At 71.1% G+C, this 21,445-nt stretch carries 14 protein-coding genes and 1 pseudogene; 10 read left to right on the top strand and 5 right to left on the bottom strand.

Features of this window, described 5'->3' with window-relative positions; all coding sequences use genetic code 11:
• Positions 1-5: 5 nt before the first annotated feature.
• Together ACFYNL_RS06445 and ACFYNL_RS06440 are read right to left on the bottom strand one after the other, a co-directional pair.
• Complete coding sequence (locus ACFYNL_RS06445) at positions 6-1,310, bottom strand: ADP-ribosylglycohydrolase family protein (protein ID WP_388797593.1); 1,305 nt, start codon at positions 1,308-1,310, stop codon at positions 6-8.
• A complete protein-coding gene (locus ACFYNL_RS06440; protein ID WP_388797590.1) occupies positions 1,307-2,419 on the bottom strand; it encodes an ADP-ribosylglycohydrolase family protein in 1,113 nt (370 codons plus the stop codon). The genes ACFYNL_RS06445 and ACFYNL_RS06440 overlap by 4 nt, the downstream gene beginning before the upstream one ends.
• A gap of 271 nt (positions 2,420-2,690) precedes the next feature.
• On the opposite strand from ACFYNL_RS06440, the gene ACFYNL_RS06435 reads away from it, so the two are divergent.
• The 3 genes from ACFYNL_RS06435 to ACFYNL_RS06425 all read left to right on the top strand — a co-directional run bounded on the left by ACFYNL_RS06435 (position 2,691) and on the right by ACFYNL_RS06425 (position 9,845).
• Positions 2,691-3,422: a VIT1/CCC1 transporter family protein gene (locus ACFYNL_RS06435; protein ID WP_388797587.1), complete on the top strand. Its 732-nt coding sequence runs from the start codon at positions 2,691-2,693 to the stop codon at positions 3,420-3,422.
• 371 nt (positions 3,423-3,793) lie between these two features.
• The gene (gene gltB, locus ACFYNL_RS06430) at positions 3,794-8,389 is read left to right on the top strand and encodes a glutamate synthase large subunit (protein WP_388800466.1); all 4,596 of its coding nucleotides are present in this window, start codon (positions 3,794-3,796) and stop codon (positions 8,387-8,389) included.
• The gene (locus ACFYNL_RS06425) at positions 8,382-9,845 is read left to right on the top strand and encodes a glutamate synthase subunit beta (protein ID WP_388797584.1); all 1,464 of its coding nucleotides are present in this window, start codon (positions 8,382-8,384) and stop codon (positions 9,843-9,845) included. Before gltB ends, ACFYNL_RS06425 begins: the two co-directional genes overlap by 8 nt.
• A 109-nt stretch (positions 9,846-9,954) precedes the next feature.
• On the opposite strand, the gene ACFYNL_RS06420 is transcribed toward ACFYNL_RS06425, so the two are convergent.
• Positions 9,955-10,863, bottom strand: a complete 909-nt coding sequence (locus tag ACFYNL_RS06420) for a chitosanase (protein ID WP_388797581.1) — start codon at positions 10,861-10,863, stop codon at positions 9,955-9,957.
• Positions 10,860-11,807, bottom strand: coding sequence for a rhomboid family intramembrane serine protease (locus ACFYNL_RS06415; protein ID WP_388797579.1), 948 nt, complete (start codon positions 11,805-11,807; stop codon positions 10,860-10,862). The genes ACFYNL_RS06420 and ACFYNL_RS06415 overlap by 4 nt, the downstream gene beginning before the upstream one ends.
• Before the next feature lie 143 nt (positions 11,808-11,950).
• On the opposite strand from ACFYNL_RS06415, the gene ACFYNL_RS06410 reads away from it, so the two are divergent.
• Positions 11,951-12,673, top strand: coding sequence for a vWA domain-containing protein (locus ACFYNL_RS06410; RefSeq protein WP_388797576.1), 723 nt, complete (start codon positions 11,951-11,953; stop codon positions 12,671-12,673).
• A gap of 109 nt (positions 12,674-12,782) precedes the next feature.
• Positions 12,783-14,429, top strand: a complete 1,647-nt coding sequence (locus ACFYNL_RS06405) for a cytochrome bc complex cytochrome b subunit (RefSeq protein ID WP_388797573.1) — start codon at positions 12,783-12,785, stop codon at positions 14,427-14,429.
• Between the two features lie 120 nt (positions 14,430-14,549).
• Here the strand turns inward: ACFYNL_RS06405 and ACFYNL_RS06400 are convergent, their stop codons facing one another.
• Positions 14,550-15,449, bottom strand: a complete 900-nt coding sequence (locus tag ACFYNL_RS06400; protein ID WP_388797570.1) for a hypothetical protein — start codon at positions 15,447-15,449, stop codon at positions 14,550-14,552.
• A gap of 160 nt (positions 15,450-15,609) precedes the next feature.
• Here ACFYNL_RS06400 and ACFYNL_RS06395 point away from each other — a divergent pair, with 160 nt between their 5' ends.
• From ACFYNL_RS06395 to ACFYNL_RS06375, 5 genes and pseudogenes are all read left to right on the top strand, one after another.
• On the top strand, positions 15,610-16,407 hold the full coding sequence (locus tag ACFYNL_RS06395; RefSeq protein ID WP_388797567.1) for a S1 family peptidase: 798 nt from the start codon (positions 15,610-15,612) through the stop codon (positions 16,405-16,407).
• A gap of 509 nt (positions 16,408-16,916) precedes the next feature.
• Positions 16,917-17,267, top strand: a complete 351-nt coding sequence (locus ACFYNL_RS06390; RefSeq protein ID WP_388797564.1) for a chorismate mutase — start codon at positions 16,917-16,919, stop codon at positions 17,265-17,267.
• A gap of 140 nt (positions 17,268-17,407) precedes the next feature.
• On the top strand, positions 17,408-17,953 hold the full coding sequence (locus ACFYNL_RS06385; protein WP_388797561.1) for a two-component system response regulator: 546 nt from the start codon (positions 17,408-17,410) through the stop codon (positions 17,951-17,953).
• 56 nt (positions 17,954-18,009) lie between these two features.
• Complete coding sequence (gene pepN, locus ACFYNL_RS06380; protein ID WP_388797558.1) at positions 18,010-20,523, top strand: aminopeptidase N; 2,514 nt, start codon at positions 18,010-18,012, stop codon at positions 20,521-20,523.
• A 219-nt stretch (positions 20,524-20,742) separates the two neighbouring features.
• Positions 20,743-21,445: pseudogene (locus tag ACFYNL_RS06375) on the top strand (aspartate aminotransferase family protein); the annotation flags it as partial.

Here is a 21,445-nt window from a genome sequence, read left to right as displayed (position 1 = left end):
CCGAATCATCCTCCTGGTCGGGCCGGTTGTGTGGCTTCGAGGAGTCCGGCGAGTTCCACCAGGTCGGTGCCGGTGAGCCGGGGGAGCACGCAGCCCGAGAGGGTGCGGCAGGTGTCGCGCCAGCTCGCCGGGATCGCCGCCCCACCTCCCAGGGCGCCGGTCAGGGCGCCGGTCAGTGCGGGTGCCGAGTCGGCGACCCGGGACAGGCACGCGGAGGCGGGCACCGCCTCGGCGATACGGCCGTGCGCGGCGACCGCGAGGGCCAGGGCGACCGGGACCGTTTCGGCGGCGGCGATGCCGTAGCTGTAGACGTGGTCGACGATCTGGTGTTCGAGGAGCGGGATCAGAGCGAACGCGCCGTCGGCGTCCCGCGCGAGCCTCAGCGCGTGGCGGGCGTTGCGCCCGATCTCCGTCTCCTCGGGGAGTTCGGCGAGGGCCGCGTCGACGCAGGCCCCGGTCTCGGCGCCGGCCAGGGCCAGTGAGAGGGCCGCCGCCATCGCCCGCGCGCCGTGCACGCCGTCGCCGTCCTGGGTGTAGCGGGCGTCGAACTCGGCGAGGTCGGCGGCACCGCGGGGGTCCCCGGGGTGGGCGACGGCGAGGACACAGGCCCGTACGCAGGCCGCGTCGTCGAAGTAGTGCGGGTTGTCGTGGCCGGTCGCGGGCGGGCGCAGGCCGGTGGCCAGGTTGCCGAGGCCGGCGCGGACGGAGATACGGGCGCGCAGGGGGAGGATCGCCGACTCGATCTCCGGGGCGCGGTCGGCCGCCGCGGCGATCTCGTCGGCCAGGGCGCTCCATGTCAGGTCGATCGCGGTGCGGGTGCGGCGCTCCCGGCTCAGGTCGCCGAGGGCGGTGTCGTCGCCGGCACGCAGGAGTGCCTCGGCCGTGAAGGCCGCCCATTCCGTGTCGTCGGAGGGGCCGAGGAGGAGGGGTTCGGGAGGCTGGTTCAGGGCGATGGGGACGGGGAGCGTGGTCGTCGCGTTGTGCTCGGCGAACGTGTCCAGCTCGCGGGTGAGGCGGCGGGTCCAGTCGGGCATGCGGGCGGCCCGGTGGCGGGCGGCGGGCCAGCCTGAGGCGTCGCCCGCGGCGAGGCCCAGAAGGAGGCCGAGGACGCGCTGACCGGCTTCGCCTTCGGCCTCCCGGCTCCCGCCGGCACGTCGCGTGCGGCTCGCCCCGCCGGGGGCGGGGGGCTCGTGCCGGAGTGCCTCGCCATCGGTGGGCGCGGGCTCGGCCGGGTCCTTCAGGCCTGCGTGGCCGGGCTCCGGGGGTGCCGGAGCCACGGCCCCCTCGTCCCACGGGACCGGCGGCGTCACGGTCGGCCCTCCGCCTCTTCAGCCGCGACCAGGGCGAAGGAGCCGCGCGGGGCCAGCTCCTGCCGCGCCCGGACCTCGCCGGGTACGAATCCCCCCGCACCCCACTTGCCGCCCTCCCCCGGCACCAGCAGCTCCGCCACGTCCAGCACATGGTGTCCGGCCATCGACGGCAGGCAGCTGCCTCGCGCCGGGCCGATGGCACACGCCCAGTCCGTCGGGATCGCCGAGGCTCCCTGGGCGGCCCCGGCCAGGGCTCCGGCCACCGCGGCCGTGGTGTCCGCGTCGCGGCCCATGTTCACCGCCGTCAGCACGGCCTGGACGAAGTCGCCGTCCGCGGACGCGTACGCCCCGAAGGCCAGCGCCACCGCCTCGGGCGCCAGATCGGTCCAGGGGTAGCCGCCGATGACGACCGCGGAGCGGACCGCGCGTTCGCCGCGGTGGGCGACCGCGACCGCGCGGCGCAGGGAGCGGGCCGTCCAGGAGTCGTCCGGGACCACCGCGAGGGCCGAGGCGACCACGGCGATGGTGGGCGCGCCGGCCATCGCGGCAGCCACGCCCGCCGCCACCGCCTGGCCGCCGTAGATGCCCTCGCCGTCATGGCTGACCGAACCGTCGATCGCCACCAGGCGGGCGGCCTCCGCCGGACGGCCCGCCGCGAAGACACCGAAGGGGGCCGCGCGCATGGCGAGGCCGTCGCTCCAGGCGTGGCGGTGCTGGGCGGAGATGGGGGCGGCGAGGCCCCGGCGGAGGTTCTCCAGCGTGCCTCGCTCACTGAACCCCGCGCCGCGGAAGGGACCCTCCGCGCGGTCCGCGATCCACTCGTGCCAGGCCGCCTCCACATGCGCCGGGGTGAGGGCCGAGCCGTGGCGGGCGAGGAGGAGGCCCGAGAAGATCGCGTACTCGGTGTCGTCCGTCCCGGAGGGGTTGTCGGTGACGAAGCCCGTGATGCGGCCCCAGCGGGCACGGATCTCGGAGGGCTTCATGTTCTCCGCGGGGGCGCCCAGCGCGTCGCCGACCGCGAGGCCCAGGAGCGCGCCGCGGGCCCGTTCGCTCAGTTCGGCGGCCTCCCCGGGCACCGGGACCGAGGGGATGCAGGCGATCGATGCCATACAGGGCCTTCCTCCGGGGGCTCCGCCCAGGGCGCGGAGCCCTTTGCGGATATGTCCCACCGTCGGCGGTTGACCCGAGCCTCGGACGCCCCAGAGTCACCCGGTCGACATCTGTGCGGAGCCCGCTACGAATGAGCGTTCTACGGCAAAACCGCAGGTAAGCCCAGCCTTTCCTTGCTGGAAAGCCGGAATGATCAGGGGTAGATTTTGTGTTGTCCAAGAGTGGAACTTGTCTAAAGACAGCCTTACCTCAGTTCAACGGGAGACCCTCATGGCCATCATCGAGATCGAAGCGGCGCTGCACGAGGCGCACCGTGACAACCACACGCACCGCGATGTGAACGGTGGCTGGCTGCGCCCCGCGGTCTTCGGTGCGATGGACGGGCTGGTCTCCAACCTCGCCCTGATGACCGGTGTCGCGGGCGGCGCGGTCAGTCACCAGACCGTCGTGCTGAGCGGGCTCGCCGGGCTCGCCGCCGGCGCCTTCTCCATGGCGGCCGGCGAGTACACCTCCGTCGCCTCGCAGCGTGAGCTCGTCGAGGCCGAGCTGGACGTCGAGCGGCGGGAGCTGAGAAAGCACCCCGAGGACGAGGAGGCCGAGCTGGCGGCCCTGTACGAAGCCCGGGGCGTCGAGCCGAAGCTCGCGCGGGCCGTGGCCCAGCAGCTCTCCCGCGACCCCGAACTGGCGCTGGAGATACATGCCCGCGAGGAGCTGGGCATCGACCCCGGTGACCTGCCGTCGCCGCTGGTCGCGGCCGTCTCGTCGTTCGGCTCGTTCGCGCTGGGCGCCCTGCTGCCCGTGCTGCCCTACCTGCTCGGTGCCACCTCGCTGTGGCCGGCCGTGCTGCTCGCGCTCCTCGGCCTGTTCCTGTGTGGCGCGGTCGTGGCCAGGGTGACGGCGCGGACCTGGTGGTACAGCGGGCTGCGGCAGCTCGCGCTCGGCGGCGCGGCGGCCGGTGTGACGTACGCCCTGGGCAGCCTGTTCGGAACGGCCGTAGGATAGTGCGACTGGAACTTATGCGTTGGGCCGCATAAGTAGCCGTTACTTGCTGGTTTCGAGTGGTTAACCACCGGGCATGAGCCGTAAGCGCTGTGGGCAATGACGCCTGGGGCGCACTCGCGGGGTGGGCGACGACGCCCGCCCTGCCTCTGGACCGACGGACACAGACCTGTCACGCTCGGTCCCCACATACTTCCGGCCAGGTGCGCGGGACCCCCGCCGCACACCCATGGCGTCCACATGTTGGAACGGAGTATCCCGGTTCCCGAGAACCGCTCCATCATGTAACCTGCACGAAATTTTGCGATCACGCAGAGGGCCAACGTCGTCCCTCGGCACTTTTCACATGCCACATGACGACGACGGGAGAGCCGATGCGTACGCCGCGCCAGCCGTCCCAGCATTCCGAGAATGGCCAGAACTGGTCGTTCATGGATGCTCGCCCTGCTGCGCAGGGTATGTACGACCCCCGCAACGAGCACGACGCCTGTGGCGTCGGCTTCGTGGCGACCCTCACGGGCGAGGCGAGCCACACGCTGGTCGAGCAGGCGCTCACCGTTCTGCGCAACCTCGAACACCGCGGCGCCACCGGCTCCGAGCCCGACTCGGGCGACGGCGCGGGCATCCTCTCCCAGGTGCCGGACGCCTTCTTCCGCGAGGTGGCCGAGTTCGAGCTGCCCGCGGCCGGTGGCTACGCCGTCGGCATCGCCTTCCTGCCGGAGGACGGCACGACCGAGGCCGTCTCACGCATCGAGACGATCGCCGCCGAGGAGGGCCTGACCGTCCTCGGCTGGCGCGAGGTCCCCGTCGCACCCGAACTGCTCGGCGCCACCGCCCGGTCGACGATGCCGGCGTTCCGCCAGATCTTCGTGACGGACGGTGCCAGCACGGGACTCGCCCTCGACCGCAAGGCCTTCGTGCTGCGCAAGCGCGCCGAGCGCGAGGTCGGCGTCTACTTCCCGTCGCTGTCGGCCCGCACGATCGTCTACAAGGGCATGCTGACCACCGGCCAGCTGGAGCCCTTCTTCCCGGACCTGTCCGACCGCCGCTTCGCCTCCGCGATCGCGCTCGTGCACTCCCGGTTCTCCACGAACACCTTCCCGAGCTGGCCGCTCGCCCACCCGTACCGCTTCGTCGCCCACAACGGTGAGATCAACACCGTCAAGGGCAACCGCAACTGGATGGTCGCCCGCGAATCCCAGCTGGTCTCCGACCTGTTCGGCCCGCAGGACAAGCTGGAGCGGATCTTCCCGGTCTGCACGCCGGACGCCTCCGACTCCGCCTCCTTCGACGAGGTCCTCGAACTGCTGCACCTGGGCGGCCGCTCCCTGCCGCACTCCGTGCTGATGATGATCCCGGAGGCGTGGGAGAACCACGACTCCATGGACCCGGCCCGCCGCGCCTTCTACCAGTTCCACTCCACGATGATGGAGCCCTGGGACGGCCCGGCCTGCGTCACCTTCACCGACGGCACCCAGGTCGGCGCCGTGCTCGACCGCAACGGCCTGCGCCCCGGCCGCTACTGGGTCACCGACGACGGCCTCGTCGTCCTCGGCTCCGAGGTCGGCGTCCTCGACATCGACCCCGCCAAGGTCGTCCGCAAGGGCCGCCTGCAGCCGGGCCGGATGTTCCTCGTGGACACCGCCGAGCACCGCATCATCGAGGACGACGAGATCAAGGCCCAGCTCGCGACGGAGAACCCGTACGCCGAGTGGCTGGAAGCCGGCGAGATCGAGCTGTCCGACCTGCCCGAGCGCGAGCACATCGTGCACACCCACGCCTCGGTCACCCGTCGCCAGCAGACCTTCGGCTACACCGAGGAAGAGCTGCGCGTCATCCTCGCGCCGATGGCCAAGGCCGGTGCCGAGCCGATCGGTTCGATGGGCACCGACTCGCCGATCGCCGCGCTGAGCGAGCGCCCGCGCCTGCTCTTCGACTACTTCACCCAGCTGTTCGCGCAGGTCACCAACCCGCCGCTGGACGCCATCCGCGAGGAGCTCGTCACCTCCCTGCGCTCGTCGCTGGGCCCCGAGGGCAACCTGCTGGAGCCCACGGCCGCCTCCTGCCGCTCGGTGACCCTGCCCTTCCCGGTCATCGACAACGACGAGCTGGCCAAGCTCATCCACATCAACGCCGACGGCGACATGCCCGGCATGAAGGCCGCGACCCTCTCCGGCCTCTACCGGGTCTCCGGCGGCGGCGACGTCCTCGCCGCGCGCATCGAGGAGATCTGCGCCGAGGCCGACGCCGCCATCGACAACGGCGCCCGCCTGATCGTGCTGTCGGACCGCCACTCCGACGCCGAGCACGCGCCGATCCCGTCGCTGCTGCTCACCGCGGCCGTCCACCACCACCTCATCCGCACCAAGCAGCGCACCCAGGTGGGCCTGCTGGTCGAGGCCGGTGACGTCCGCGAGGTCCACCACGTCGCCCTGCTCATCGGCTACGGCGCCGCCGCCGTCAACCCGTACCTGGCCATGGAGTCCGTGGAGGACCTGGTCCGCGCGGGCACGTTCCTCCCCGGCATCGAGCCCGAGCAGGCCATCCGCAACCTGATCTACGCCCTCGGCAAGGGCGTGCTGAAGGTCATGTCCAAGATGGGCATCTCGACCGTCGCCTCCTACCGCGGCGCCCAGGTCTTCGAGGCCGTCGGCCTCGACCAGGAGTTCGTCGGCAAGTACTTCAACGGCACGGCCACCAAGATCGGCGGCGTCGGCATCGACGTCATCGCCAAGGAGGTCGCCGCCCGCCACGCCAAGGCGTACCCGGCCAGCGGCATCGCGCCCGCCCACCGCGCCCTGGAGATAGGCGGCGAGTACCAGTGGCGCCGCGAGGGCGAGCCGCACCTGTTCGACCCGGAGACGGTCTTCCGCCTCCAGCACTCCACGCGCACCGGCCGCTACGACATCTTCAAGAAGTACACGGACCGCGTGAACGAGCAGTCCGAGCGCCTGATGACGCTGCGCGGCCTGTTCGGCTTCAAGTCCGACCGGCAGCCGATCCCCCTCGACGAGGTCGAGCCGGCCAGCGAGATCGTCAAGCGCTTCTCCACCGGCGCCATGTCGTACGGCTCCATCTCCAAGGAGGCGCACGAGACCCTCGCCATCGCCATGAACCAGCTGGGCGGCAAGTCCAACACCGGTGAGGGCGGCGAGGACCCGGAGCGCCTGTACGACCCGGCGCGCCGCTCGTCGATCAAGCAGGTCGCCTCCGGCCGCTTCGGCGTCACCTCCGAGTACCTGGTCAACGCCGACGACATCCAGATCAAGATGGCCCAGGGCGCCAAGCCCGGCGAGGGCGGCCAGCTGCCCGGCCACAAGGTCTACCCGTGGGTCGCCAAGACCCGTCACTCGACGCCGGGCGTGGGCCTGATCTCCCCGCCGCCGCACCACGACATCTACTCCATCGAGGACCTCGCCCAGCTGATCCACGACCTGAAGAACGCCAACCCCCAGGCGCGCATTCACGTCAAGCTGGTCTCCGAGGTCGGCGTCGGCACGGTCGCCGCGGGTGTCTCCAAGGCGCACGCGGACGTCGTGCTCATCTCCGGCCACGACGGCGGCACGGGCGCCTCCCCGCTGACCTCGCTGAAGCACGCGGGCGGCCCCTGGGAGCTCGGTCTCGCCGAGACCCAGCAGACCCTGCTGCTCAACGGCCTGCGCGACCGCATCGTCGTACAGACCGACGGCCAGCTGAAGACCGGCCGCGACGTCGTCATCGCCGCCCTCCTCGGCGCCGAGGAGTTCGGTTTCGCGACCGCGCCGCTCGTCGTCTCCGGCTGCGTCATGATGCGCGTCTGCCACCTGGACACCTGCCCGGTCGGCATCGCCACCCAGAACCCGACCCTCAGGGACCGGTTCTCCGGCAAGGCCGAGTACGTCGTGAACTTCTTCCAGTTCATCGCCGAAGAGGTCCGCGAGATCCTCGCCGAGCTGGGCTTCCGCTCCATCGAGGAGGCCGTCGGCCACGCCGAGACCCTCGACGTGACCCGCGCGGTCGACCACTGGAAGGCGCAGGGCCTGGACCTGGAGCCGCTGTTCCACGTGCCCGAGCTGCCCCAGGGCGCGGTGCGCCACCAGCTGATCGAGCAGGACCACGGCCTGGAGAAGGCACTCGACAACGAGCTCATCAAGCTCGCCGCGGACGCCCTGGCCGCGTCCGACGCGACCGAGGCCCAGCCCGTGCGCGCCCAGGTCAAGGTGCGCAACATCAACCGCACGGTCGGCACCATGCTCGGCCACGAGGTGACGAAGAAGTTCGGCGGCGCGGGCCTGCCCGACGACACCATCGACATCACCTTCACCGGCTCCGCCGGCCAGTCCTTCGGCGCCTTCCTCCCGCGCGGTGTCACGCTGCGCCTGGAGGGCGACGCCAACGACTACGTCGGCAAGGGCCTCTCCGGCGGCCGCGTGATCGTCCGTCCCGACCGGGGCGCCGACCACCTCGCCGAGTACTCGACGATCGCGGGCAACACCATCGCCTACGGCGCGACCGGCGGCGAGCTGTTCCTGCGCGGCCGGACCGGCGAGCGGTTCTGCGTCCGCAACTCCGGCGCACTGGTCGTCTCCGAGGGCGTGGGCGACCACGGCTGCGAGTACATGACCGGCGGTCACGCGGTGGTCCTCGGCGAGACGGGACGCAACTTCGCGGCCGGTATGTCCGGCGGCATCGCCTACGTCATCGACCTCGACCGGGACAACGTCAACGTCGGCAACGTGAACGCCGTCGAGGCTCTCGACGAGGCCGACAAGCAGTGGCTGCACGACGTGGTGCGCCGCCACCAGGAGGAGACCGGCTCCACGGTCGCCGAGAAGCTCCTGGCCGAGTGGGACACCGCCGTGGACCGCTTCAGCAAGATCATCCCCAGCACGTACAAGGCAGTGCTCGCCGCCAAGGACGCCGCCGAGCGAGCCGGTCTCTCCGAGACCGAGATCACCGAGAAGATGATGGAGGCGGCGACCAATGGCTGATCCCAAGGGCTTTCTCAACCACGGCCGCGAGGTCGCCAAGTCCCGCCCCGTGGACGTCCGGCTGAAGGACTGGAACGAGGTCTACGTCCCCGGTTCCCTGCTGCCGATCATCAGCAAGCAGGCCAGCCGGTGCATGGACTGCGGCATCCCGTTCTGCCACAACGGCTGCCCGCTGGGGAACCTGATCCCCGAGTGGAACGACTACGCCTACCGCGAGGACTGGGCCGCGGCGAGCGAGCGCCTGCACGCCACGAACAACTTCCCGGAGTTCACGGGCCGCCTGTGCCCCGCTCCGTGCGAGTCGGCGTGCGTGCTCGGCATCAACCAGCCGCCGGTCACCATCAAGAACGTCGAGGTCTCCATCATCGACAAGGCGTGGGAGACCGGTGACGTCGCCCCGCAGGCGCCCGAGCGGCTGTCCGGCAAGACGGTCGCCGTCATCGGCTCGGGCCCCGCGGGTCTCGCGGCCGCCCAGCAGCTGACCCGGGCCGGCCACACCGTGGCGGTGTACGAGCGCGCGGACCGCATCGGCGGCCTCCTGCGCTACGGCATCCCCGAGTTCAAGATGGAGAAGCGGCACATCAACCGCCGTATCGAGCAGATGCGCGCGGAGGGCACCCGCTTCCGTACCGGCATCGAGATCGGCCGCGACCTCAAGGCGACCGACCTGAAGAAGCGCTACGACGCGATCGTCATCGCCGCCGGCGCGACGACCGCCCGCGACCTCCCGGTCCCCGGCCGCGAACTCAAGGGCATCCACCAGGCCATGGAGTACCTGCCGCTGGCCAACAAGGTGCAGGAGGGCGACTTCGTGGCGCCCCCGATCTCGGCCGAGGGCAAGCACGTCGTCGTGATCGGCGGTGGCGACACCGGCGCCGACTGCGTGGGCACCGCCCACCGCCAGGGCGCCGCCTCGGTGACGCAGCTGGAGATCATGCCCCGCCCGGGCGACGAGCGGAACCCGGTCTCCCAGCCGTGGCCGACCTTCCCGATGCTCTACAAGGTCACCTCCGCGCACGAGGAGGGCGGCGAGCGGGTCTACTCGGTCTCCACGACCCACTTCGAGGGCGACGAGGACGGCAACGTCCAGTGGCTGCACCTCACCGAGGTCGAGTTCATCGACGGCAGGCTGACCCCGAAGCCGGGCACGGAGCGCAAGATCCCCGCCCAGCTGGTCACCCTCGCGATGGGCTTCACCGGCACCGACCGGGACAACGGCCTGGTCGACCAGTTCGCCCTGGAGCTCGACGAGCGCGGTAACATCGCCCGCGACGCCGACTTCCAGACCAACGTGCCCGGCGTGTTCGTCGCCGGTGACGCGGGCCGCGGCCAGTCGCTCATCGTGTGGGCGATCGCGGAGGGCCGCTCGGCCGCCCGCGGCGTCGACCGCTTCCTGACCGGCGCGAGCGAACTGCCCGCCCCGATCCGCCCGACGGACCGCGCGCTGATGGTCTGACCCTTCAAAGACGTCCCGTACAACGGCGTACGGAACACTGACGGCGCCTGCCCCACAGTCCCCGACCGGACGACTGGGCAGGCGCCGTCGCCTTGCCGTCGGACCCCCCTCAGGGCACCCGGTACGTCTCCCCGTACACCTGCCACACCAGCGGCGTCCGCAGCCGGAGGTTGCCGTCGGCGAGGAACCGCCGCTGGGCCGTGTCGATGCGGGTGGTGTCGGCGTTCGGGCGCTTCGCCAGCATCGCCGCGCGGCGCACGTCGAGGAAGGCGTCCAGGTACGCCGTCTCGGAGCCGCCCTCGGACGGGGCCTGAGCCTTGCGCAGGGCGCGTTCCCGCAGGACGTAGAAGCCGTCCTCGTCGATGCCGGCGCCGTGGAAGACCATCGCGTCGTAGTACACGAACTGGCCCAGCGCGCCGAGCCCGTCGAGCTTGGCCAGCCGGACCGCCGGGTCGAAGTAGACGCGGTCGCGCTCGGCGTCCTGCGCCGCACGGAAGGCCGGCTCCCGGGCCTCGGCCTTCCAGGCCGCGGTGAAGCCCGGGTCCAGCCCCTCGTGCGAGTCGGTGCCGTCCACCTCGCGCAGCGCCGGCAGGTACGCGGCGAGCCGGTTGTCCGGGTGGTCCTTGGTGTAGTTCTCGACCAGGGCGAGCAGGTCGTGGGTGCCGGTGCAAAAACCGATGGTGCCGGCCGTGTACCCCTGGCCGTCGTCGAGGTCCTCGATGGAACCGTAGGTGCCGCGCCAGTCGAGCGTCGAGTTCTCGGCGCTGGAGACGAGCCGGTGCGCCAGCTCCCTCTTCGCCGGGGCGGCCAGCCCGGCCGGCAGGCTCGCGATCAGCTTGTCGTCCGCCGACCGTTCCTGCTCGGCACGGCTCTTGGCCTCCTGGCGGGCGGCCTGCTGCGCGGTGGCGACGGTGGGTGCCGCCGGGCTCTCGGCGGAGTCCGTGGGCACGAGGAAATAGGCGCCCGCGGTGAGCGCGACGGGGACCGCCGCGAAAAGCAGGATGCTCGTACGTCTCACTGGGCCATCCCTCCGCCCGTCAGTTCCGACACCTTCACCGCGGTGGCCGCCACCAGCAGCACCAGCACACCCACGCAGGCCGCCGCCTGGACCGGCGTCCGGCGCGTACCCCGCGGAGCGTACGCGTAGGCGAACGTCACCGCGGCCCCCGTCAGCAGCCCGCCCAGGTGGCCCTGCCAGGAGGTGAGGCTCGCGGACAGGAGCAGCCACAGCAGCAGGAACACCATGAAGCGGTTGACGGGGCGCATGTCGGCGCCGACCCGGCGGGCCAGGACGTAGTAGGCGGCCCCGAGTCCGAAGATCGCGCCGGACGCGCCGACCGTCTCCACGTGCGCCTCGGTGAGCAGCAGCTCGGCCACCGAGCCGCCCAGCGTGGCCAGCAGGTAGAGGGCGAGGAACCGGATCCGGCCGAGCATGGGCTCCACGATCCGGCCGAGCTGCCACAGCGCCAGCATGTTCATCACGATGTGCAGCAGCCCGAACGTGCCCTCCGTGGGCGGCGTGTGGAGGAACCCGCTGGTCAGCATCCGGTCCCACTGCCCGGCGACCAGGCCCTCGGCCTGGAAGTCCGCCGGGTGGCCGGACACGTAGAGGTAGGAGGCGCCGTCCGGGCCGATCAGCCGGGCGCCGACCATCGCGAACCGGTCCAGGATCTCGGGTCGCACCACCTCGGCCAGGTAGGCGAGCGCGTTGAGCCCGATGAGCACGCAGGTCACGAGCGGTGTGGTCGAGATCCGGCCCCCGACGATCGTCCGAGCCTGCCGCATCGACCGGGCGCCCTGCTTCACGCACTCCACGCACTGGTGGCCGACGGCCGCCTCCCGCATGCAGTCCGGGCAGATGTACCGCTCACATCGGGTGCAGCGGACGTGGGACTCCACTTTCGGGTGGCGGTGACATGTGGTGACCACGGCTTCGGTGGGCTTGGTGGACTCGGGTTCCACAGCCGGCTCCTAGGGGACTGGGCGAACGAAGAGCCGGTGGGGACGGCGGCGATCAAAATAGCGAACCCCTGGGGACGAGGGGAGAGGCGGGGTCAAAAGGTGACGTAACCTCAGCAGGCATCAACGGCGTGAGGGGGAGACACATGGCCGCGATCAGTCTCAGGAAGATCGAGGAGACCGCGCCCGCGCTGGTCGACCTGTACAAGAGCGCCGGGGTGTCACTCGGCAGGAACGGGCTGGACGGTGTGCGGGCCGCGGTCTACCTGGTGGTCGACTACTCCGGCTCGATGAAGCCGTACTACAAGGACGGCAGCGTGCAGGCGCTCGCCGACCGGGTGCTCGGGCTGTCGGCGCACTTCGACGACGACGGGACCGTGCCCGTGGCGTTCTTCTCCACCGACGTCGACGCCGAGACCGAGATCGCGCTGGCCGACCACCAGGGCCGGATCGAGCGGATCGTGGCCGGGCTCGGTCACATGGGCAAGACCAGCTACCACCTCGCCATGGACGCCGTCATCGACCACTACCTCGACAGCGGCACGCGGGAGCCCGCCCTGGTCGTCTTCCAGACCGACGGCGGGCCGATCAACAAGCTCGCGGCGGAACGGTACCTGTGCAAGGCGGCACGGCTGCCGCTGTTCTGGCAGTTCATCGGCTTCGGGGACCCCGGCAGCAGACAGTTCGAGTACCTGCGCAAGCTCGACGAGCTGTCCGTCCCGGACAAGCGGGTCGTCGACAACGCCGGCTTCTTCCACGCCGGCCCCGAGCCGCGGAAGGTCCCCGACTCCGAGCTGTACGACCGCCTGCTCGGCGAGTTCCCGAAGTGGCTGGTCGCGGCGCGGGCGCAGGGGATCGTACGCGGGTAGCGCCCGCCCCGGGGCCCCGCCTCGGCGGCTCACCCGGCTGCTCGCCCCGTTGGCCGACCGGGCACGGCCGTGTCACCCTGTGGTTGATCCGACGGGGAGGCGACGACGTATGCACGGCGCACGATCGGAGAACGAGCAGGCGGCGACGCGGCGGTCGGCTCCGCCCGGCAGGGGCGAGCGGGTCGCCGACTGGGCCGACGGACGACTCGGCCTGTACGCGCTGGCCAAGGCCAACATGCGCAAGGTCTTCCCGGACCACTGGTCCTTCATGCTGGGCGAGGTCTGCCTCTACAGCTTCCTGGTGCTGATCCTGACCGGTGTCTACCTCACCCTGTTCTTCGAACCGAGCACCGCCGAGGTCGTCTACAACGGCACCTACGAGCCCCTCAACGGCGTCCTGATGACCAGGGCGTACGAGTCCACCCTCGACATCAGCTTCGACGTGCGCGGCGGGCTGCTCATCCGGCAGATCCACCACTGGGCCGCCCTGGTCTTCGTCGCCGGCATGCTCGTGCACATGATGCGGGTGTTCTTCACCGGCGCCTTCCGCAAGCCGCGCGAGCTCAACTGGGTGTTCGGCTGGACGCTGCTGATGCTCGGCATCATCACCGGCCTGACCGGCTACTCCCTCCCCGACGACCTGCTCTCCGGCACCGGTCTGCGGTTCGCCCACGGCGCGATCCTGTCCATCCCGATCGTCGGGACGTACGTGGCGTTCTTCCTCTTCGGCGGGGAGTTCCCCGGCGAGGACTTCATCGCCCGGCTCTACCCGATCCACATCCTGCTGCTGCCCGGGATCATGCTCGGGCTGGTGGTCGCCCACCTGATCCTGGTCTTCTACCACAAGCACACCCAGTACCCGGGCCCCGGCCGCGACCAGAAAACGGTCGTCGGCATGCCCTTCCTACCGGTGTACATGGCCAAGGCGGGCGGCTTCTTCTTCCTCGTCTTCGGCGTACTGGCGATCATGGGCGGCATCGCCAGCATCAACCCGGTGTGGGCGTTCGGACCCTACCGACCGGACCTGGTGACCACGGGCGCCCAACCCGACTGGTACCTCGGCTTCTCCGAGGGACTGATCCGGGTGATGCCGGGATGGGAGATCAACGCCTGGGGCCACACCCTGGCACTGGGCGTCTTCATCCCCTTCTCGCTCTTCCCGCTGATCCTGCTGGCCATCGGCCTGTACCCGTTCCTGGAAGCGTGGATCACCGGAGACAAACGGGAGCACCACATCCTCGACCGGCCGCGGAACATGCCCGTGCGCACCGGCCTGGGCGCGGCCTGGCTGAGCCTGTACGCCGTGCTGCTGATCGGTGGCGGCAACGACATCGTGGCCACCCATCTGCATCTGTCCATCAACGCGATCACATGGTTCGTGCGGATCGCGGTGTTCGTGGCGCCGGTCGTGACCTTCATGGTCACCAAGCGCATCTGCCTCGGGCTCCAGCGCCGCGACCGGGAGAAGGTACTGCACGGCAGGGAGACAGGCACCATCAAACGGCTGCCGCAGGGCGAGTACGTCGAGGTGCACGAGCAGCTCTCGCAGGCGCAGCTGTTCACCCTCACCCAGCACGAACAGCTCCAGCCCTACGAGACCGGCCCACGCGTCGACGCGAACGGCGTCCGGCGCCGGATCAAACCGTCCCACCGGGTGCGGGCCAGGCTGGCGCGCGCCATGTTCGGACCGACCACGTACATCGCCAAGCCCACGGTGGAGGAACACCGCGAAATCACCGGCGGGGACCACCACTGACGTCGGCGAGCGGTGCCCGGGGCCGGTCGTTCGGATCAGCTCGGCCGACAGCAACTGCGCCTCTGAGCCCACCCGAGCGCGCCGCACCCCGCGACGCCGGCATGATCCGGACGACAGGCCCTAGGTGTCGCACTCCAGCACCGTCCGGCACAACCCGCACCGCGCCCTGACCCTGCCCCGCACCGGCACCCGGATCCGCTGCTGACAGGTCGGGCAGCGGAACGACACCCGCAGCGGGCCCCGCCCTTGTCCGCCCGGCGCAAACGCGTACGGAACCCCCTCGCGGGGGCCGACCCCGTGGTCCTGGGCGTGGCGCCGGTCGCGGGCATAGCGGCGGCGGCCCGCCCAACCCGCCGCCGTCAGCGGGGGCTGCTCCTCGTCACGGCGGGCCTCGGCCATGCCCTTGCCGTACGCCGTGTACGCCTGCGGGCTGGTGAACCACACCGACGGGTCCTCGCCGAAGGCCAGCGCCCGCTTGGCCAGCACGTACCCGAACTCCTCCGGCGTCAGATACCCCAGCTTCTGCGAGGAGGCCGCGTCCTCCCGGTAGGCGTCCAGGAGCAGCCAGCCCGCGCCCAGGTACGTCGTCGCCGTGTCCGTGAGGATCTCGTTGTCCCGCGTCCCCGCGAAGGACAGGTCCAGGCGGTGCAGGTACACGTGCATCACCTCGTGGGCGAGCGCCGCCCCGATGTCCCGCCGATGGGTGCGGAAACGGTCGTTCAGCTCGACGAAGTACTCGGGCCCGGCGGCCAGTTCGACGTTCGCGGCATGCGTCATCTCACGGAAGCTGACGATCATCCGGGCGTCCGGGAGACGGTAGTGCCGCACCAGCTCGTGGGCCACCCGCTGCGAGCCCAGATACAGGTCGTCGGTGTCGCAGAACGCCACATCGGCCGGCGCCACGCTGGTCGCGAACGTGCGAACGGTGTCGTACGACAGCCGCCGGTAGAGCGCGGTGATCGAGGCCCGCACCGTCTCCAGGTGCGGGAAGCCGTGCTGGACCGGTCCGCCGTTCGCCACGGCCGTACCCCCAAGGCGCCTTGAACCCGATTCCACTCTACGGGGAGGGGAGGGGAAATTCCCCGGCGAGGTTCCACACCCGGAACGTGAGATCGGTCCTTGTCAGACATGCCACCTGATCTTCATACTGCGGGCCGCTCAACACGCCATGAAAGGACGTATGTTGACACACAGCCTGCCGAAGAGAAGCGGCACGACCCTGGCCAAGAGAGCGGCGGCCGTCGGTGCCGTCGCCCTCGCGGTCGCCTCCCTCCAGCCCCTCAGCGCGAACGCCGCGTCCACCCGCATCGTCGGTGGAACGCCCGCCGCGCAGAGCGAGTTCCCGTTCATGGTCCATCTCTCGATGGGCTGCGGCGGGGCGCTCTACAAGAAGGACGTCGTCCTGACCGCCGCCCACTGCATGAACGGGTCCGGCAACGACACCAGCATCACCGTCACCGCCGGCGTGAACGACCTCAACTCATCCTCCGCGATCAAGGTCAGGTCGACCAAGGTCAAGATGGCCCCGGGCTACAACGGCGAGGGCAAGGACTGGGCGCTGATCAAGCTCGCCCGGCCCATCGACAAGCCGACGCTGAAGATCGCCACCACGGACCGCTACAACCGCGGCATGTTCACGATCGCCGGGTGGGGCGACATGAAGGAAGGAGCCAACACGGGCACGACCAAGCTCCGCAAGGCCACCGTTCCCTTCGTCACCGACCGCACCTGCAAGCGCCACTACGGAAACCGGCTGGTGTCGAAGGAGGAACTGTGCGCCGGCTGGCAGCGCGGCGGCATCGACACCTGCCAGGGCGACTCCGGCGGCCCCATGTTCCGCAAGGACGACGCGAACAAGTGGATCCAGGTCGGCATAGTCAGCTGGGGCGACGGATGCGCCCGCACCGGCGTGCCCGGCATCTACACCGAGGTGAGCCACTTCGCCAAGGACATAGCCCGCGCGGCGAGCGCCCTGTAGGCGACCGCCGCACCAGGGGTGCGTCAGACGGCCCGGCGGACAAGGGCACCGGCCTCGCCGGCCCCGCACCGGGCCGTCTTCCGTACCCGCGGCCTGAGCGCCTCGCCGACCGCCTCCCGCGCCACAGGGCCCCGGTACGCACGGCGAGCACAGCGGGCCCGCGGACCCGTGACGGCCGAACCGGAAGCCGCCGACCGCACCAACTCGCTCGTCCGGCCCGGTAGTTCACACGGCCGTCACCGGCACCCCACACCGTGACGGTGCCCCCGGCACGGCCTCGGGGCACCGTCCGTTCCCAGCCGCCACTGCGACACGCCACCCGGCGCCCTGGGCGGACGGCTGCCCCTTCCACCGCTGAGGCACGGCTTCCATCCGCTTCCCCACCGCACCCCGCCACCCCCCGGCCTCCCCGACCCGGTGAGCCGAAACACCCACACCCCGGCCCCGACGGTCCTGCCCTGATCGGCGGGAACGACCAGCTCACCAAGGCTCCCGTAGGCTGAACCCCCATGACCACCAGCAACCCGTCCGGCGGTGACATCGACCCCGCCGTCCGCGACGAGCTCGCCCGGCTGCGCGACAGCATCGACAACATCGACGCGGCCGTCGTCCACATGCTCGCCGAACGCTTCAAGTGCACCCAGCAGGTCGGCCACCTCAAGGCCAAGCACCAGCTCCCGCCCGCCGACCCGGCCCGCGAGACCCGGCAGATCGCCCGCCTGCGCACCCTCGCCGAGAACGCCAAACTCGACCCGGCCTTCGCCGAGAAATTCCTCAACTTCATCATCGGCGAGGTGATCCGGCACCACGAGAGCATCGCCGAGGAGACGATCAACGGCGCTGCGCCCACGGCGAAATGAACCGGGCAACCCTCCCGAAGGAGTGACACGGCGGCCCGTGCCGGGCATGCTGCGCTGTGCACTCCATGTCAGCTGACACGCACTCCCCGTCAGCGCCCCCGGACATACCCTGGATGTCCAAGCGGGAGGGACGTCGGGCCATGCCGTCGGATGCCAAGATCCTCATCGTCGACGACCACGAGGACACGCTGTACGCCCTGGAGAGCGCCCTGGCCCCACTGGGCTACCGGCTCGCCCGAGCCACCAGCGGCGACGAGGCGCTCAAACACGTGCTGCGCGGACAGGTCGGCCTGCTGCTCCTGGACGTCCGCATGCCCGGCGTCAGCGGCCTGGACGTCGTGCGCTACCTGCGGCGCCTGGAACAGACCCAGCACATCCCCGTGATCCTGCTCACCGGTTTCGGCGCCGACCACGAACTGACCTCCGCCGCCTTCCGGCTCGGCGTCGCCGACCTCGTCATGAAGCCCACCGACCCCTGGGCGCTGCGCACCAAGGTCCGCTACCTCTACGACTCCTACCAGCGCCAGCGCGCCCTGGCCCAGGAGGTCCGAGAGCTGCGCGCCCTCGTCAAGGACGAACCCGGCACCGGGAAACCCGGCCCCGGCCCCGCCCTGCCCCACCCCGACGTCCGCGTCCCACCACAGCGCGACAGCCCGGCCCAGACGTCGGCCACGGACCGGACATAACGTACGTACTGATCCACCCCTGTGCGCCGTGACCCCCATCAGGCAGCATGTCCTGCATGTCCGTACTCACGCGCGACGAAGCGCAGATCCGTGCCCGTCTCCTCGACGTCCACCGCTACACGATCGAACTCGACCTGACCACCGGGGACGAGACGTTCGACTCCCGCACCGTCATCCAGTTCACCAAGCGCGCGGACCAAGCGGACACGGACACCTTCGTCGAGATCAAGCCGGCCGAGCTGCGCTCCGTCACGCTGGACGGACAACCCCTCGATCCGCAGACCCTGGACGAGAACCGGCTGCCCCTGAAGAACCTCACCCCCGGCGAGCACGAACTGCGCGTCGACGCCGCCATGCGCTACTCCCGCACCGGCGAGGGCATGCACCGCTTCACCGACCCCAGCGACGGCGAGACCTACGTCTACACCCAGCTGTTCATGGAGGACGTACAGCGCGTCTTCGCCGCCTTCGACCAGCCCGACCTCAAAGCCGTCTTCGACCTGTCCGTCAAGGCCCCCGAAGACTGGACCGTCCTCGCCAACGGCATCACCGAACACCTCGGCGACGGCCACTGGCACGCCGCACCCACCCCGCTGATCTCCACCTACCTCGTCGCCGTCGCCGCCGGCCCCTGGCACTCCGTACGCACCGAACACCGCGGCCTGCCCTTCGGCCTGCACTGCCGCCGCTCCCTCGCCCCCTACCTCGACACCGACGCCGACGAACTCCTCGACGTCACCCGCGCCTGCTTCGACCGCTTCCACGAGAAGTTCGAGGAGCCCTACCCCTTCGACTCCTACGACCAGGCCTTCGTCCCCGAGTTCAACGCCGGCGCCATGGAGAACCCCGGACTCGTCACCTTCCGCGACGAGTTCGTCTACCGCTCCGCCGTCACCGACACCGAACGCCAGACCCGCGCCATGGTCATCGCCCACGAGATGGCCCACATGTGGTTCGGCGACCTCGTCACCCTGCGCTGGTGGGACGACATCTGGCTGAACGAGTCCTTCGCCGAGTACATGGGCTACCAGACCTGCGCCGAAGCCACCCGCTTCCACGACACCTGGACCGACTTCGGCGTCGCCCGCAAAGCCTGGGGCTACGACGCCGACCAGCGACCCTCCACCCACCCCGTCGCCCCCGAAGCCGTCGACGACACCGCCGCGGCCCTGCTCAACTTCGACGGCATCTCCTACGCCAAGGGCGCCTCCGCGCTGCGCCAGCTCGTCGCCTGGCTCGGCGAGAAGGACTTCCTCGCCGGCATCAACACCCACTTCGCCCGGCACAAGTTCGCCAACGCCACCCTCGCCGACTTCATCGACTCCCTGGCCGCCACCACCGACCGCGACGTCCACGCCTGGGCCGACACCTGGCTGCGCACCACCGGCGTCGACACCCTCACCCCCGCCGTCACACGCGGCGAGAACGGCACCTACACCCTCACCGTCGACCACACCGGCAGCCGCCCCCACCGCATCGCCGTCGGCCTGTACGACCTGGACCTCGGCGACAACGAAGGCCACCTCGTGCTGCGCGAACGCCTGGACCTCGACGTACCGCTCACGGCCCCGCAGCCCATCGGCAAGCGCCCCGCCCTGCTGCTGCTCAACGACGGCGACCTGACCTACGCCAAGGTCCGCTTCGACCCCGAGTCCTTCCAGAACCTCCGCACCAGCCTGTCCGGCCTGCCCACACCACTCACCCGCGCGGTCGTCTGGAACGCCCTGCGAGACGCCGTACGCGACGGCGAACTGCCCCCAGGCGCCTACCTGGAGACCGCCCGCACCCACCTGCCGCACGAGACCGACCTCGCCATCGTCGAGGGCGTCCTCGCCTTCGCCACGGCCTCCGTCGCCGACCGCTACCTCCCGGCCGAGACACGACCCGCCGCCCTGGCCACGCTTTCCTCCCTGTGCCGCGACCTCATCCGCCGCACCGAGGACGGCGACAACCCCGGCCTGCGACTGATCGCCGTACGACACTTCATCGACGTCGCCGCCCACCCCGAGACCATCGCCGCATGGCTGGCCGACGGCACCGTACCCGGCGGACCCGAACTCGACCCCGAACTGCGCTGGCGCGTCCTGAGCCGCCTCGCCGTCCTCGGCGCCGTCGACGAGGCGGAGATCGCCGCCGAACTGGCGCGCGACCCCAGCGCCACCGGCCAGGAAGGCGCCGCCCGCTGCCGGGCAGCCCTGCCCGACGAAGAGGCCAAGGAACGGGCCTGGAACGCCATGTTCACCACGGACGAGGCCGCCGACCTGTCCAACTACCTCTTCACCGCCACCGCGCAAGGCTTCTGGCAGCCCGAACAGGCCGAACTGGTACGCCAGTACGTACCGCGCTACTACGCCGACGCGGTCACCGTCGCCGCCCGGCGCGGCCCCGCCATCGCCGACGCCGCCGGCCGCTACGCCTTCCCCGCCCACGCCGTCGACGCCGACACCCTGCGACTGGGCGAGGAGTGCCTGCGCGACAGCGAGCCGATCCCCGCGCTGCGCCGCAAGCTCGTCGACCAACTCGACGACCTGGCACGGGCGCTGCGAGTACGAGGGGCCCAGGAGGTCTAGCCGCGCGACACCGAGGGGGGCGTCGCCACCCGGGCCGCCCCGGTCCGACGGACCCGCAACGACGCCCCCTACTCCGCCACTCCCGGCACACCGCCCCCGACACGCTTTCCCCGCACGCGAGTTCCCCCTTTCGGGTTCCAGTCGTTGGGCTTTTCGGGCGCCACGCCTCATCCGCGTACAAGCTGGAAGTCCTTCTTGCCCAGCGCCCGGGAGGACACGATGAGCACACCGCCGTCGCTCGCTTCAGGCCCTGAAGGCCCCCCAGCCCTGCGGCCATTGCTCGACACCGTCCTCGACGCGCTGACCGAGGGCGCCCGGGCACGCGGGGGACCGCTGCCCTCGGGCGGCCCGGAGGCGGTCGCCGCGCGCCTGCGGGCCGCGGTCGGTGACGTCCTGCCGGACCGCGGCGACCCGAACGCCCTCCACCACCTCGTCCGCGCCCTCGCCGAGGGCGCCGCCGACCCCGCCGACCCCCTGTGCACCGCCCACCTGCACTGCCCGCCCCTCGCCCTCGCCACCGCCGCCGACCTCGCCGCCTCCGCCCTCAACCCGTCCCTGGACTCCTGGGACCAGGCACCCGGCGCGGCAGAGCTGGAAGCCCTGGTGACGGACACCCTCGCCCGAGAGGTCTTCACCCCCACCCCCCAGCCCGGAGCGCTCCTCGACCCCTCCGCCCCCCGAGGCACCGCGACCGCTCCCCACGAGGGCCCGGCCCCCGACACGCCCGCCTCCGGGGTGGCTGCCGCTATGGAGGCGTGCTCGCTTTCCGACGCTGCCGCGCCTCGGGCGGCTGCGGACGCTTCCCAGGCGGGCCGGCCCTCCGATGCGCCCGCCTCCGGGGTGGCTGCCGCTATGGAGGCGTGCTCGCTTTCCGACGCTGCCGCGCCTCGGGCGGCTGCGGACGCTTCCCAGGCGGGCCGGC

The organism is Streptomyces sp. NPDC007808, from assembly GCF_042868655.1.
GTDB lineage: Bacteria > Actinomycetota > Actinomycetes > Streptomycetales > Streptomycetaceae > Streptomyces.
The sequence above is the reverse complement of the archived record's forward strand: the minus strand, read 5'-3'. Positions and strand labels throughout refer to the sequence as shown.

Bases quoted from the DNA above. Each gene is read 5' to 3' on its own strand.
- ACFYNL_RS06390 (WP_388797564.1), top strand. From the start codon at position 16,917: ATGACCACCAGCAACCCGTCCGGCGGTGACATCGACCCCGCCGTCCGC.
- ACFYNL_RS06385 (WP_388797561.1), top strand. From the start codon at position 17,408: ATGCCGTCGGATGCCAAGATCCTCATCGTCGACGACCACGAGGACACG.
- ACFYNL_RS06405 (WP_388797573.1), top strand. From the start codon at position 12,783: ATGCACGGCGCACGATCGGAGAACGAGCAGGCGGCGACGCGGCGGTCG.
- ACFYNL_RS06440 (WP_388797590.1), bottom strand. From the start codon at position 2,419: ATGGCATCGATCGCCTGCATCCCCTCGGTCCCGGTGCCCGGGGAGGCC.
- ACFYNL_RS06410 (WP_388797576.1), top strand. From the start codon at position 11,951: ATGGCCGCGATCAGTCTCAGGAAGATCGAGGAGACCGCGCCCGCGCTG.
- ACFYNL_RS06425 (WP_388797584.1), top strand. From the start codon at position 8,382: ATGGCTGATCCCAAGGGCTTTCTCAACCACGGCCGCGAGGTCGCCAAG.
- gltB (WP_388800466.1), top strand. From the start codon at position 3,794: ATGCGTACGCCGCGCCAGCCGTCCCAGCATTCCGAGAATGGCCAGAAC.
- ACFYNL_RS06435 (WP_388797587.1), top strand. From the start codon at position 2,691: ATGGCCATCATCGAGATCGAAGCGGCGCTGCACGAGGCGCACCGTGAC.
- ACFYNL_RS06395 (WP_388797567.1), top strand. From the start codon at position 15,610: ATGTTGACACACAGCCTGCCGAAGAGAAGCGGCACGACCCTGGCCAAG.
- pepN (WP_388797558.1), top strand. From the start codon at position 18,010: ATGTCCGTACTCACGCGCGACGAAGCGCAGATCCGTGCCCGTCTCCTC.